The organism is Profundibacter sp., assembly GCF_056498605.1.
On the sequence record NZ_JBSMEZ010000094.1, the window covers coordinates 16,417 to 29,449 of the forward strand.

15 protein-coding genes are annotated in these 13,033 nt (G+C 52.7%); 11 read left to right on the plus strand and 4 right to left on the minus strand.

Features of this window, described 5'->3' with window-relative positions:
- Nucleotides 1-13 precede the first annotated feature (13 nt).
- From ACWB12_RS09565 to ACWB12_RS09600, 8 genes are all read left to right on the plus strand, one after another.
- The gene (locus ACWB12_RS09565) at nucleotides 14-457 is read left to right on the plus strand and encodes a universal stress protein (protein WP_479529850.1); all 444 of its coding nucleotides are present in this window, start codon (nucleotides 14-16) and stop codon (nucleotides 455-457) included.
- A gap of 24 nt (nucleotides 458-481) precedes the next feature.
- Nucleotides 482-1,381 carry a PhzF family phenazine biosynthesis protein gene (locus tag ACWB12_RS09570; protein WP_479529851.1) on the plus strand — a complete coding sequence of 300 codons (900 nt, stop codon included), beginning with the start codon at nucleotides 482-484 and terminating at the stop codon, nucleotides 1,379-1,381.
- A 12-nt stretch (nucleotides 1,382-1,393) separates the two neighbouring features.
- Complete coding sequence (locus ACWB12_RS09575; RefSeq protein WP_479529852.1) at nucleotides 1,394-2,149, plus strand: maleate cis-trans isomerase family protein; 756 nt, start codon at nucleotides 1,394-1,396, stop codon at nucleotides 2,147-2,149.
- Nucleotides 2,150-2,230: 81 nt separating this feature from the next.
- On the plus strand, nucleotides 2,231-3,049 hold the full coding sequence (locus ACWB12_RS09580) for an OmpA/MotB family protein (protein ID WP_479529853.1): 819 nt from the start codon (nucleotides 2,231-2,233) through the stop codon (nucleotides 3,047-3,049).
- A 140-nt stretch (nucleotides 3,050-3,189) separates the two neighbouring features.
- On the plus strand, nucleotides 3,190-4,497 hold the full coding sequence (locus ACWB12_RS09585; protein WP_479529854.1) for a flagellar hook protein FlgE: 1,308 nt from the start codon (nucleotides 3,190-3,192) through the stop codon (nucleotides 4,495-4,497).
- A 26-nt stretch (nucleotides 4,498-4,523) separates the two neighbouring features.
- On the plus strand, nucleotides 4,524-5,978 hold the full coding sequence (flgK, locus tag ACWB12_RS09590; protein WP_479529855.1) for a flagellar hook-associated protein FlgK: 1,455 nt from the start codon (nucleotides 4,524-4,526) through the stop codon (nucleotides 5,976-5,978).
- 3 nt (nucleotides 5,979-5,981) lie between these two features.
- Nucleotides 5,982-6,992, plus strand: a complete 1,011-nt coding sequence (locus tag ACWB12_RS09595) for a flagellin (protein WP_479529856.1) — start codon at nucleotides 5,982-5,984, stop codon at nucleotides 6,990-6,992.
- The gene (locus ACWB12_RS09600; RefSeq protein WP_479529857.1) at nucleotides 6,989-8,095 is read left to right on the plus strand and encodes a flagellar basal body P-ring protein FlgI; all 1,107 of its coding nucleotides are present in this window, start codon (nucleotides 6,989-6,991) and stop codon (nucleotides 8,093-8,095) included. Before ACWB12_RS09595 ends, ACWB12_RS09600 begins: the two co-directional genes overlap by 4 nt.
- Nucleotides 8,096-8,103: 8 nt before the next feature.
- Here ACWB12_RS09600 and fliP read toward each other — a convergent pair whose 3' ends face one another.
- The 4 genes from fliP to fliF are packed head-to-tail and all read right to left on the minus strand — an operon-like array spanning nucleotide 8,104 to nucleotide 11,406.
- Entirely contained in the window at nucleotides 8,104-8,850 is a 747-nt protein-coding gene (gene fliP, locus ACWB12_RS09605) for a flagellar type III secretion system pore protein FliP (RefSeq protein WP_479529858.1), read from the minus strand.
- Nucleotides 8,851-8,853: 3 nt separating this feature from the next.
- On the minus strand, nucleotides 8,854-9,147 hold the full coding sequence (locus tag ACWB12_RS09610) for a FliM/FliN family flagellar motor switch protein (protein WP_479529859.1): 294 nt from the start codon (nucleotides 9,145-9,147) through the stop codon (nucleotides 8,854-8,856).
- Nucleotides 9,140-9,733: a FliH/SctL family protein gene (locus ACWB12_RS09615; protein WP_479529860.1), complete on the minus strand. Its 594-nt coding sequence runs from the start codon at nucleotides 9,731-9,733 to the stop codon at nucleotides 9,140-9,142. The genes ACWB12_RS09610 and ACWB12_RS09615 overlap by 8 nt, the downstream gene beginning before the upstream one ends.
- Nucleotides 9,733-11,406, minus strand: a complete 1,674-nt coding sequence (fliF, locus tag ACWB12_RS09620) for a flagellar basal-body MS-ring/collar protein FliF (RefSeq protein ID WP_479529861.1) — start codon at nucleotides 11,404-11,406, stop codon at nucleotides 9,733-9,735. Before fliF ends, ACWB12_RS09615 begins: the two co-directional genes overlap by 1 nt.
- Nucleotides 11,407-11,530: 124 nt before the next feature.
- Here fliF and ACWB12_RS09625 point away from each other — a divergent pair, with 124 nt between their 5' ends.
- From ACWB12_RS09625 to ACWB12_RS09635, 3 genes are read left to right on the plus strand one after another with little or no spacing between them, the layout of a single operon-like run.
- Nucleotides 11,531-12,016, plus strand: coding sequence for a flagellar basal body-associated FliL family protein (locus ACWB12_RS09625; protein WP_479529862.1), 486 nt, complete (start codon nucleotides 11,531-11,533; stop codon nucleotides 12,014-12,016).
- A 9-nt stretch (nucleotides 12,017-12,025) separates the two neighbouring features.
- A complete protein-coding gene (locus ACWB12_RS09630) occupies nucleotides 12,026-12,403 on the plus strand; it encodes a hypothetical protein (protein ID WP_479529863.1) in 378 nt (125 codons plus the stop codon).
- Nucleotides 12,400-13,008: a MotE family protein gene (locus ACWB12_RS09635; protein ID WP_479529864.1), complete on the plus strand. Its 609-nt coding sequence runs from the start codon at nucleotides 12,400-12,402 to the stop codon at nucleotides 13,006-13,008. The genes ACWB12_RS09630 and ACWB12_RS09635 overlap by 4 nt, the downstream gene beginning before the upstream one ends.
- The last annotated feature ends 25 nt before the right edge of the window (nucleotides 13,009-13,033 follow it).

The following is a 13,033-nucleotide window of genomic DNA, read 5'->3' on the forward strand; positions in this document are numbered from 1 at the left end:
GGGGTTACATGCTATGATTAAGAAGATATTGATTGCAGTAGATGGGTCCAAACATTCGCTAGATAGTGTCGATATGGGGTCGCAGATAGCCAAGGGTGTTGGGGCAAAAGTAATGCTGTTTCACGTTGTGAAACCTTACCGTTTGCCCGACAGCCTAAAGAAGTTGGCCAAGGCCGAACATATGGCGACGATTGATGCTGATTTGCTGATGCAGGGGGCGAAATACCTGTTGGCCGGTGCATTGGATGTGGCACATGGCGCTGGCCTGAAAGATGTGGAAATCCAGACCAAAGAAGGCCCAATTGCCCGCACGATTATTGATCGCGCAAAATCCTTTAATGCGGACCTTATCGTTATCGGGTCGCGTGGTATGGGTGACATTGACGGCATGCTGCGCGGCGGGGTTTCCCACCGTGTTGAAACGCTGGCCAAATGTCCGGTGCTGGTGGTGAAATAAGACTTTCACAAAAGGAATAGCTCCGTGAATTCTACTTATACTAAAGAACTGCCAATCGTTATCTACGATTGCTTCTCGAACCGTATGTTCGGCGGCAATGTCGGGGGTATCGTTCTGGATGCCGCTATGCTTGAAACTGATCAAATGCAGCAAATTGCCCGCGAGATTAATGCGCCGGTGACGGGGTTCATCACCGCGCAAAATGGCAACGAGGTATCGGCGCGGTTTTTCATGCCCGGTGCCGAAATTGCGATGTGCGGCCATGTGACTGTGGGGTTATTTACGTACCTGTCGCAAGGGATGCAGGGACAAAGCGAATTTGTGCTAAAGGCGCAGGCGGGTGATGTCCCTGTTTGGGTTGATGCGCAAGGTGGTGATTTACCGAATGTGATGATGCAGCTATCGCCTCCATCTGTTGTTAACAGTGACGTCGATCTTGACGCACTTGCAGAGGCATTGAACGTGCCGGTTCCGGCGATTGGAACGAAGGCGACCGTTGATATTGCCGATGCAGGGTTAAAGCATTTATGCGTGCATTTTGCCAGTCTGTCCGAGGTTCAGGTGCTGACCCCCGATTTTCAAAAACTGGCCGAGGTTAGCCGCGCCAATGGCGTGCATACGGTGGCGTGCTTTTCAATGGAAACCGAAGATGCGCAAAACACCCTGCACCTGCGGGATTTTTGTCCGGCTTTGGGCGCGGACGAGGTTCCGGCGTCTGGCTCCACGAATGGAGCGTTGACCGGTTATCTGTTGCGCCACGGGTTTGTTTCGCCGCAATCGGGGCAGATATTGGCCGAGCAAGGCAGCGAAATTGGCCGCCCCAGCCTGATTTGCAACGAGATCAAGGTTGAACAAGGCCAGATCAGTGACCTGTGGGTTGGCGGCCAAGCCGTCGCCAGCATCAAGGGTGTTTTGACGGTCTGACAAGGGGGCACCATGCCTGATCTCCATTCGCAAACAGATCGTATGATCCGAATTGGTGTGTTGGTGCCTTATACAAACACCAACCTTGAACCAGACATGATGCGGATGTGTCCCCGTGGCGCATCGGTCCATTTCACCCGTATCGGTGGCTATCCGGTTGATGAAATCCCGGCCTCGGACCGGATGCAGGATATGGGTCAGGCTGATATATCCGAGGCGTTGCAGTTGATTTCTGGCGTGCGACCGGATGTGGTTCTGTACGGCTGCACATCCGCTACGCTGACGCTTGGTCTGGATTTTGATCGTGACTTGGCGGGCGGGATTAAAGCAGTAACAGGCGCTGAAGCGATCACGGCAGCAGGTGCAATGCTGACAGCGCTGCGTGAATTGGGCGCAAACAAAGTGGGGTTCGCGTCGCCTTATGTTGGCGAGGTGAACGCACAGGCAATCCGGTTTTTGGTGGATGCAGGGATTGAGACCGTAAAATGCGCAGATGTAGGCAAAGTGCTGGGCAACCATGAGCAAGGCGCGTTAACGCCGGATGCTGTATTTGATCTGGCGGTGCGGGCCGATTGTGACGATGCCCAAGCGATTGTAATGGCCTGCACAGATTTACGGGCGCTCAAAGCAATCAGTAAGATAGAGGCAGAGCTGAGCAAACCAGTGGTCACCGTGAATCAGGCAATGATGTTTGCGGTAATGAAAGAGTTTTCAATCAACCCTGTGTCGCCAGCCTTTGGGTGTTTGTTTGACCGCTTGAAACGCTAAATCCAGACAATTTGAAAGGTTAAGCGTGCGTTTATATCTGCCTGCTATCCCTGTTCTTGGGTGAATAAACGAGGTGGTGGAATGGACGCGCAATCAAACGCGCCAGTCATTATCATCAAGCGTAAAAAAATCATCGCAGGCGGCGGGCACCATGGTGGTGCCTGGAAAGTTGCCTACGCTGACTTTGTGACGGCCATGATGGCCTTCTTTATGCTGATGTGGCTGTTGAACGCGACAACTGAAAGTCAACGCAAGGGGATTGCGGACTATTTTAGTCCGACAGTTCCGCTGGCCCGGGTTTCGGGCGGGGGGGACGGTGCCTTTGGTGGGGATAGTGTCTTTAGCGAAGAAACGCTGGCCCGTAACGGCACCGGGGCTACGGTTTTTGCCGCTGCAATGCAGGATAGTACCGGCGGGAAATCCTCCGAGGATGAAGACAATTTATCCGAGGTGGAGTCGATGCTGTCGGGTGGTGGCGGTGAAAGCCTAGTGATGGACAATGCGATGAAGCACGTCTTGACGCGTGTTACGGACGAAGGTCTGATCATCGAGCTGTTTGATCTGGAGGGTGTGCCCTTGTTCGAGGATGGAAGTGCCACGCCCACCCCTATGTTGAAAGAAATCGCCAAGATGATGGTCGATGTTTTTGGCGTTGTAAAAAACGAAGTTGCGGTGAACGGGCATATCAGATCGCAGCCCATTGTATTGGCTAATAATCCGGTATGGGACCTGTCATCGGCCCGCGCAGACCAACTTCGCCGCTTGCTAGAAGGTGAAGGGTTTGATGCCCAACGCATCCAGCGGGTGACAGGCTATGCAGATCGCAAGCCTGCGGTCACTAACCCGATGGCGGTACGGAACAACCGAATGGAATTGATCCTGTTGCGCACCGATAAGTAGGGATTGAAATTTACGAAATGAAGCTAGGTCTGAAATGCCGGAATAATAGGTAGTATTTTACTTGTTAGTGCCCTGTTAATGGAGCGCCCTTATTGCTGTTTCCCGAGACCCTATGGGTTGATGCAGCAGAAAGGCGCACCATGACAATATCTTCTTCGCTAAATGCAGGCGTTGCAGGCCTTGCGGCCAACGCCACACGTCTGGCAACAATTGCCGACAATATCGCAAACTCCGGCACCTATGGTTACAAGCGGGCCGAGGCCGATTTTGAATCCCTTGTGATTAATAACAATCCTGGGTCTGGTAAATATTCGGCCGGTGGCGTTCGGGCATCGACCGTGCGCCTAATTGAGGAACGTGGCGCATTGGTGGAGACCAGCAATGCAATGGATATCGCGGTTGGCGGGCGCGGGATGCTGCCTGTGACCACGGCAGTTTCGCTTGGAAACACATCTGGTGACCAGCCATTGATGATGACCAGAACAGGATCGTTCCACACCGATGCGAACGGGGTTTTGAAAACAGAATCCGGTCTGGTGTTATTGGGTTGGCCAGCAGAATCCGACGGGACGATTTCGACGTATCCGCGGGATACGATTTCGGGTCTTGAACCGGTTGTGATCAATGCCAACCAAAGTGCGGGCGACCCGACTACGACTATGAATTTGGGTGTAAATCTGCCGGCAACCGATACGGCAGCGGGCGCAGCCGGGGATACGCTTCCGTTGTCGGTAGAGTATTTCGGTAATCTAGGTACATCAGAGACATTGGATATTACATTCACGCCTACCGTTCCGGTGACCGGCTCAACAAACACATGGACCATGCAAATCAAGGATTCGGCCCAAGCCGGTGCTGTGATCGGGGAATATACGTTGGTCTTTGATGATACGCGGGCCAATGGCGGCACGCTTGCATCTGTGACAACAGTTTCGGGTGGGGCGTATAATGCCGGGGATGGCACATTGGCCCTGACGGTTGCTGGTGGACCATTGACTATGACCATCGGCAAAGCTGGGGACCCGAATGGGTTAACGCAACTATCCGATAGCTTTGCTCCGACATCAATTACCAAGGATGGCTCTCCTGTTGGTAACCTGACGTCGGTTGAAATTGATGATAATGGTTATATTACAGCCACATATGACACAGGTTTTATCCGGCGAATATATCAGGTCCCGCTGGTTGATGTGCCAAATACAAATGGCCTGACTTCACGGAGCAATCAATCCTATCAGGTCTCCCCCAGCTCGGGCTCGTTCTTTTTGTGGGACGCGGGTGATGGCCCGACGGGATCCGTCGAGGGGTTTGCCCGTGAAAGCTCTACCACTGACGTGGCTGGCGAGCTGACCGCGCTGATCCAGACGCAACGGGCATATTCTTCAAACGCCAAGGTGATCCAGACTGTGGACGAAATGCTGCAGGAGACTACGAATATCAAACGATAATCCGGGGGATTGAAGGAGGCTAGACCATGAGTATGTCAAGCGCACTATCCAATGCCCTGTCAGGCCTGACCGCATCGTCACGGTCAGCCGATGTCGTGTCGTCAAACATCGCAAACGCGCAGACAGACGGGTATGGCAGGCGGGAACTGGACCTGTCATCCCGCGTGTTGGGCGGCGAAGGGGCTGGTGTTCATATTGACGGTGTATCGCGTATCGTCGATCAGGTTGTGATCGCGGACCGACGGTTAGCGGATGCATCATTGGGTGCATCCTCGACCCATGCAGGGTTCTTGCAGCGGATTGAAGATGTCGTTGGCGAGCCGGGCACTACCGGATCACTTTCGGATCGATTGGCCGGGCTGGATGCAGCCTTTATAGAATCCGCCAGCCGCCCTGATTCCGAACCACGCCTGCAAAATATCCTGCGTAATGCGCAAGGGGTGACTGATCATATCAATACGATCTCGCGTGAAATCCAGAATCAGCGCACTCAAGCAGACCAATCAATCTCGAAACAAGTTGATCGGTTGAACACCACGCTGAACCGGATCGAAGATCTTAACAAAGCAATTCTAACCCAAAACAGCAGCGGGCGGGATACGTCTGCCCTGATGGATCAACGCCAGCAGTTGGTCGACCAGATATCATCAATCGTGCCGATGCGTGCCGTGCCGCGGGATCGGGGCCAGATTGCGCTGATTACCACAGGGGGCGCGATTCTGCTGGATGGTCGTGCGGCGGAAATCGGGTTTACCAGTGTTGGTCTGATTACCGAAGATATGACAATTGGTGCAGGGTCGCTTTCTGGGCTTACTCTGAACGGTAACCCAGTCAGCACCGCCGGAAATGGTATTCTTTCTGGTGGGTCATTGACCGCATTGTTTGAAGTGCGCGACGAAATGGCCACAACAGCACAGGCCAATCTGGACGTAGTGGCTCGTGATCTGGTTGAACGATTTCAAGACCCTGCCGTTGACCCGACCCTTACCGCTGCAGACGCAGGGTTGTTCACCGACGCCGGAGCCTATTTTGATTCTGCGAACGAGGCAGGGCTTTCTACTCGACTGTCGATAAACGCGCGGGTTGATCCCGTTGTGGGGGGCGCGATTTGGCGATTGCGCGATGGAATCGGGGCCGCCACTCAGGGCGAAGTTGGCAATGCAACGTTGCTTCAAAACCTGTCGACGGCATTGACCGAAACGCAGCTACCGGCATCCGGCGGCTTTACCTCTGCGGCGCGCTCGGCTTCGGGTCTGGCGTCAGATTTTCTATCGGCAATCAGCGCTGAACGGCAATCAGCCGAGGCCGAAATCGCATTCTCTTCAATCAAAGTCGACACTTTGAAAACTCAAGAACTGCAAAATGGTGTCGATACAGATTCCGAGATGCAACAACTGTTACTGGTCGAGCAATCCTTTGCCGCCAACGCTCGCGTTATGCAAACCATAGACGACTTAATTCAAACCCTGTTGAGGATATAGATCATGAGCTACATCTCAATCGGTGACATGGCGCAAACCTATATGATACGGCGTCAAAACACCCAGTTGAAAACCACAGCCACCCGATTGGCAGACGAGCTGTCTACTGGGCGGACCAGTGAAGTGTCCAAGCGGTTTTCGGGTGATTTTACGATGGTATCGGCGATCGAGACGTCGCTGAAATCATTAGAAGCTTATAAAAGCGCATCAAATGAAGCAGCGAATTTCGCGACATCGATGCAGACAGCGTTAGAGAGGGTACAGGACCAGACCACAGCGGCAGTTTCCGCATTATTGCTCACTGGAAACTCTGCCAGTCAAACTCAGATTCAAAACACCTCAAGCGATGTGCGCCAGAAATTCGATGCTGCGGTTTCCGCATTGAATACACAGGTGGCTGGGCGTAGCATCTTTGCGGGGGTTGCAACCGATGGTCCGGCAATCGCATCGGCAGGTTCTATCCTTGCTGACTTGCAGATTGCAATTGCAGGTCAGACCACCGCTGCAGGCGTAGAGACGGCAGTGGACAATTGGTTCAATACGTCAGGAGGCGGATTCGAAACAACGGGTTATCTGGGATCGACCACACCGCTTACACCTTTCAAGATCGGCGCAGGCCAAAAGGCTGATCTGCCGATTACGGCTGCCAGTTCTACTGTACGCGATACACTAAAAGGCATGGCCCTCGCCGCTCTGGTTTCCGAAGGCGCCCTTGCAGGGGATATTTCAGAGCAGGCCCTGTTGTTACGCAATGCAGGGAATGAATTGCTTTCGGCGCAAGACAAACAAACTGAAATGCGCGCTGGCGTTGGCGCGGTCGAGTCCCAGATTGATACAATTTCCGCACAAACCGTATCCGAGATTTCGGGACTCGAGATTATTAAATCTGAACTCTTGTCGGTCGACCCTTACGATGCCGCCAGCGAGTTGGAAGCCGTCCAGACCCAGCTGGAAACGCTATACGCCCTAACCGCGCGCATGTCGCGCCTAAGCCTTGTGGATTTTCTAAGATGACCAAACGTATCTTTGTCTTTATTCTGACTGTTCTTTTTCTGCCCTCGGCCACTCTGGCTGTGCCAATCCGGATCAAGGATCTGGTCGAATTTGACGGTGTGCGTGGCAATGATCTGGTCGGTTACGGGCTGGTTGTTGGGTTGAATGGAACAGGTGATGGCATTCGAAATGCCCCATTCACCGAAGAAATCATGACGAATATTCTAGAACGTCTCGGGGTGAATATCACTGGTGAACAATTTCGCCCAAAGAATGTTGCTGCGGTTTTTGTGACGGCAAATTTGCCCCCGTTTGCCCGCGCGGGAAGCCGAATTGATGTGACAGTTTCCGCAATTGGTGACGCCAAAAGCCTGCTGGGGGGCACCCTTATTATGACCCCGATGAATGCAGCGGACGGACAAATATACGCTGTTGGGCAAGGCACAATTATTGCCGGCGGCGTATCTGCCAGCGGCGATGCGGGCAGTGTTGTTCAAGGGGTGCCCACGGCTGGTTCCATTCCATCTGGTGCGTATGTAGAGCGTGAAATCGATTTTGATTTTGCTGGGCTGGAGCAAATCAGGCTTGCATTGCGGACACCTGATTTTACCACGGCTGTGCGTATTGAAAGTGCGATCAACAAAACATTTGGCCGTACAGTTGCTCGGATGCTGGATGCGGGAACTGTTGAGTTGAACGTCAAGGCAACACGTCAAGCATCTGCAGCACACGCAATCTCGAAAGTCGAGAATGTGTTGGTTGAGCCGCAGCGCAAAGCCCGAGTTGTTGTGGATCAACGGTCGGGGACAATTGTTCTGGGCGAAGATGTGCGTATTTCACGTGTGGCTGTTTCGCAAGGAAATCTGACACTGCGCATAGAAGAGCAACCTATTGTTGTTCAACCAAACCCGTTTGCCGCGGGCCAGAGTGTTGTCGTGCCCCGCACATCGGCATCCATTCAAGAAGAGCCGGGGATCGGGTTGGCAGAATTATCAGAAGGAACATCCCTGTCAGAGGTGATCGCGGGGCTGAATGCGCTGGGTGTATCCCCGCGGGATATGATCGACATATTAAAAAGCATAAAAGCGGCTGGTGCCCTTCATGCCGAGTTTGTGGTAAGGTAGGGCTTGAGCTAAAAGTAGCTTCTTACAAGGGCACTTGAAACAAGGGTCCAGCCGTCGGCAACAACAAAAAATGCGAGCTTGAATGGCAGGGATACGATTGCCGGCGGGACCATCATCATCCCCATAGACATAAGAACCGCCGCAACAACGAGGTCGATGATCAAAAAAGGTAAGAAGATCAAAAAGCCGATCTCGAATGCTCGCTCAATTTCGGACAGCAGAAATGAAGGCACCAGAAGCGAAAGTGGCTGGGTTGAGGTTTCACCGACAAGTTTTGCATCGGGGCGCAATGCGAGCAGGGATTCAAATGTATCCGGATCAATGCGTGCCGCCATGAAGTGGCGAAAAGGTAAAACTGCCTTTGTGAAGGATTGCTCGACACTTATTTGATCATTGATCAGGGGCTCGATTCCTGTGACCCAGGCTTCGGTGAATACGGGTTCCATCACGAAGTAGGTTAAAAACAATGCCAGACTGATGATCAACATATTGGGCGGAGATTGTTGCAAACCGATCGCCTGACGCAGGATAGCCAGAACCGTGACGATAAACGGAAAGCACGTGATCATAATCGCAAGGCCCGGCACGATGCTAAGGACAGTAATCAAAACCAAGAGTTGAACACTGCGTGCCGCAATAGAGCCATCATCGCCCAAAGAGATCGAGATCTCCTGGGCAATGGCCGGTGTCGCAAACATGGTTAATGAAACAGCGAAAATTCCAAGTAGGAAACTAAGAGCAAAACTGTGTTTCATGGGTTATAGGCCGTCCTGAAGGTTTACCACCTCTGTCAGGCGAACCGCGAGTTGACCTTCCTGCTCGCCGTCAAGTTCCTGCAGTTCGCCGCGTGCAATCAAGCGGTCCCCGATATATAAATCGACGGGGTCCTCGATCCTTTTATCAAGTGGCAAAACAGCGTTTTGTTCCAGATTAAGCAGCTCTTGTATTTTGGGGCGCGCCTTGCCCACCGAGATAGTAATTTCAATTGGAACCTGGTTAAACAAGTTTGTGCTGCTATCCGTTGTAGGAGTATTGGCTTGGGTGTCATCCATTGATTGCTACCTTTTCTTGCTGTTCAAAAAAACCATCAACCGATTGGGAAAATCCTGACAGAATGCTTTCCAGATCAATCTGGTTTTCAGTTTGGGCAAAACGCAGGTAAGCCAGACCTTCGGCCATTGAGGGCTCGTCGATGATTGTGATATCTAGGCTATCTTGTGTCTCGAGAAGCCGCTCAAGTGACGGGCGGTTAGAAGGCGAAATTACAATCTGAATCCCTGCTTCGGTCTCGGTTTGTGAAACGGCCAGAACTTCGTCAACAATAATTTGTGCCAGATTATCGGACGCAAGTTTGGGAAGAACTTTTGAGACCATTTCTTTTAACAATGGCTCAAGAGATCCAAGGATTTGTCCACGCGCCTGATGGTAGGTGAACGATAGTTCTTGCAAATTACGCGCAAAATCGGCGGCCACACGGGATTGCTCTTCGGATTGGGCCGCTGCCGCATCATCCCAACCGGCCTTATATCCCTGCTCGAATGCTTCTAACCGGTGCTCTTCTAGACTGGTGTTTGTCGCCAGCTTTGGATCGTTTGAAACGATGTGTGTGCTAAATTCTTCTAGTTGAAATATAGACATCAAACAGTTTCCTCGTCTTCTTCCATCCAGCCGCGCAGAACTTCGACGGTTTCTTCCTGCCGCTCGTCAATCATCTCGCGCAAGCGTGTGACGGGGTCACTGGATAATCCGCCCGTGCCACCGTCAGCCCCGAAATCACCAATCGCCGCCGTATTCATTTCGGGCATTTGAAAATCGGAAACGGTTGCCATTGCTGGCGGTGTAAAGCTGCCGTCATCGATCTCGCCGGTCAGGGCAGGCAGGGAAGAGGCGGCATTGCCGATTGCATCAGGGAAGGGTGCCGCCGGAACCGGATTTCCGGGTGGCGCAAGTTCAGCCACGGCGGGCGATGGTTTACTATTCAGAATTGGCCGCACAACAAATAGCCCAAGGATAAGCGAAACAATGCCAAGTACAGCAATCTGGATGATCGACATCACATTAAGGTTCAACGATTGCATAAAAGATGGTGCAGCGGCACTACCCTGCTCGACGATTGGTTGAAACTCCATCGATTTAAGGGTGATCACGTCACCTCGTGCCTCGTCAAACCCAACAGCAGCCGCCACAAGGTCACGTAACCCGCCCATTTCCTCTTCACTTCGTGGTGTGAAAACCTGCGCGCCAGTGCTGTCAATCTGTTGCGTGCCATCAACCAGAACAGCAACCGTCAGACGTTTAATTGCGCCCGGTGATTTGACAATTTCCCGCTGGGTTTCCGACACTTCATAGTTCACCCGCTCGCGGGTTTCGCTATTCTGGCTAGAGGAGTTAGAATCGTTACCACCATCGCCTTCGGGAAGGTTACTGGCCACAGTCACTGCACCGCCCCGCGCATCCTCGGATGCGGTCGTGCGCTCTTCGTTGTCGGTGCTGATCACTACGCGTGAATCTGGGTCAAACGACCGTTCTACGATTGATTCGCGGTCGGTCACCGTTTCTACGCTCACCTCGACCATCACATTGCCATACCCAACGCGTGCTTCTAGCAACCTTTCGACACTCTTCTTTAGCGCGGCGGCGCGATCAACGCTGCCACCCACGCCAGATGCGGCATCATCGGCCCCTAAAATCAATCCGCCCTGGGCATCAATAATCGCAACATCCTCGGGCATTAATCCGGCCACAGCCGAGGAAACAAGAAATTTTAGCGCCTTTGCATGAGAAGCCGTTAGCGTGCCGGAAGATGTGGTAACAGTGACCGATGCTGTTGCCTTGATTTCGCGCCGGAACGGTTGTGATGATGGGCTGGCGATATGAACACGTGCGCCGCGAATTTGCGGGCTGGATATAATAGTGCGGGCCAATTCACCCTCTTTTGCCCGCCAGTATGCAGCATCGAACATTTGTGATGTGGTGCCAAAACCGGACAACGAATCCAACAGTTCGTAGCCCGCGGAATTATTGGTTGGCAGCCCTTCGCTGGCCAATGTCATACGCAACTCGTCCCGCCTGCTGCTGTCAACAAAGATGGTCCCGCCCCGCACCTCGTAGGATACGCCGCGTTGCTCCAGTGTGGTCACAACCTCGCCTGCGGCGCCGCTTTCCAGCCCCGCATATAAAAGTGACATTCCCGGCGCAGTTGCCATGCGTGAAAGCGCCAGAACGGTTGCGAACATCGCAACGGTGGCAAGCACAACAATCACGCGGCGGCGTGGTTCAAGTGTGGTCCAGACAGATAGTAGCTGTTGCAAGACGTTCCTCCGATATTAGGTGGGCCTTCTGCCCGGACGTCTCCTTATGTTTCGCCGAACAGGCTTAATAATCGGTTAGCCCCTGACAGGTATTAGAGAGAGGAGCGAAAAAACCGGTGTGATCATGGCAGACGAAACTGAAGTTAAAGAAGACGACCCAAAGAAAAAGTCGAAAAAGCCCTTGATAATAGGGCTGGTATTGGCATTGGCAGGCGGTGGTGGCGGGTTTTTTGCGGTGCAGTCAGGCATGCTTTTTGGTGCCCAAGAAGAGGTTGAAACCGATTCGCATGCAGAAGTGGCGGCAATGCCGGATGTGGTTTTTGTGCCGATGGAGCCGCTGATTATCAATTTAGGCAGCGGGGCAAAGAATCAGTATTTGCGGTTTCGGGCGCAACTCGAAGTTGGGGGTGCATTCGAGACTGAAGTGACGACGTTACTGCCGCGGGTGATGGATATTCTAAACGGGTATTTGCGTGCCGTTGATGTGTATGACCTTGAGGATCCGAGCGCCTTGATCCGATTGCGGGCCCAGATGCTGAGACGGATTCAGATCGTGACAGGCGAAGGCCGCGTGAAGGATCTTTTGATAATGGAATTTGTGCTGAATTAGGAGGGTGCAATGACACTGATTGCTGATATTTTACTTGTTGCGGGCACCCTTGGTGCTGCGTTTTACTGTATGATTTTGTCGCGCAGGTTGAACCGATTTAATGATCTGGAAAAGGGTGTAGGCGGTGCCGTTGCCGTGCTGTCGGTTCAGGTAGATGATATGACAAAAACCCTTGAACAGGCGCGGGGCGCGGCAAGCGATTCAACATCATCATTAAAGAGTCTGACAGGCAAGGCCGAAGATGTCGCCAAGCGGCTCGAGTTGTTGATGGCGTCCATGCACGACCTGCCGGAGCCTGTTGAAACCCGCGAAGAACCGAAAAAGGAAGTTAATCCCGAAGCCCTGTTCTTACGGCATCAGGACAGGATGGTGGAGGCAGCAGAGTGACTAGGAAAAAGAGTGAAAAAAAGCGCGTGCGCAAAGGTGGTCGCAGCGCATTGATCCTGATCGCAGGATTTTTTCTTGCGTCGGGACTGTTGCGGTTAGGGTCTGGAACGGGCCGCGCAATCGCACGCGAGGTTGAAGCATTGCGCCAAACTGAAAAGGAAGAAGTTCTAGCACCTGTAGCCTGCGAAAGCGGTAAGGGAATTGGCGAGTTGCTTGCAGCGATAAAACAACGAGAAGCGCACATCGAGCAGCAAGAAACGGCGCTCGCAAACCGGATGCAGGCGCTTGCAGTGGCCGAAGTTGGCATGAAGCGAAACCTGACAGCATTGATTGAAGCTGAACAAAAGTTGAAATCAACAATGGCATCTGCAAATACGGCTGCCGAAGATGATCTGGCCCGCCTGACATCGGTTTATGAAAATATGAAGGCAAAAGATGCAGCGGCTTTGTTTGAGGAAATGGACCCGCAGTTTTCGGCAGGTTTTCTTGGCCGGATGCGGTCAGATGCCGCCGCGGCAATATTTGCTGGACTAACGCCAGCCAAAGCATATTCGATCAGTGTTATTCTGGCTGGGCGAAACGCTGATGTTCCAACAGAAAAATGAGGTTTTTTTAACTTCCGTCTGCGAG

Coding starts and splice junctions, on each gene's coding strand:
- ACWB12_RS09595 (WP_479529856.1), top strand. CDS start 5,982: ATGAGCTACATCTCAATCGGTGACATGGCGCAAACCTATATGATACGG.
- ACWB12_RS09585 (WP_479529854.1), top strand. CDS start 3,190: ATGACAATATCTTCTTCGCTAAATGCAGGCGTTGCAGGCCTTGCGGCC.
- ACWB12_RS09575 (WP_479529852.1), top strand. CDS start 1,394: ATGCCTGATCTCCATTCGCAAACAGATCGTATGATCCGAATTGGTGTG.
- flgK (WP_479529855.1), top strand. CDS start 4,524: ATGAGTATGTCAAGCGCACTATCCAATGCCCTGTCAGGCCTGACCGCA.
- ACWB12_RS09625 (WP_479529862.1), top strand. CDS start 11,531: ATGGCAGACGAAACTGAAGTTAAAGAAGACGACCCAAAGAAAAAGTCG.
- ACWB12_RS09615 (WP_479529860.1), bottom strand. CDS start 9,733: ATGTCTATATTTCAACTAGAAGAATTTAGCACACACATCGTTTCAAAC.
- fliP (WP_479529858.1), bottom strand. CDS start 8,850: ATGAAACACAGTTTTGCTCTTAGTTTCCTACTTGGAATTTTCGCTGTT.
- ACWB12_RS09565 (WP_479529850.1), top strand. CDS start 14: ATGATTAAGAAGATATTGATTGCAGTAGATGGGTCCAAACATTCGCTA.
- ACWB12_RS09580 (WP_479529853.1), top strand. CDS start 2,231: ATGGACGCGCAATCAAACGCGCCAGTCATTATCATCAAGCGTAAAAAA.
- ACWB12_RS09630 (WP_479529863.1), top strand. CDS start 12,026: ATGACACTGATTGCTGATATTTTACTTGTTGCGGGCACCCTTGGTGCT.
- ACWB12_RS09600 (WP_479529857.1), top strand. CDS start 6,989: ATGACCAAACGTATCTTTGTCTTTATTCTGACTGTTCTTTTTCTGCCC.
- ACWB12_RS09610 (WP_479529859.1), bottom strand. CDS start 9,147: ATGGATGACACCCAAGCCAATACTCCTACAACGGATAGCAGCACAAAC.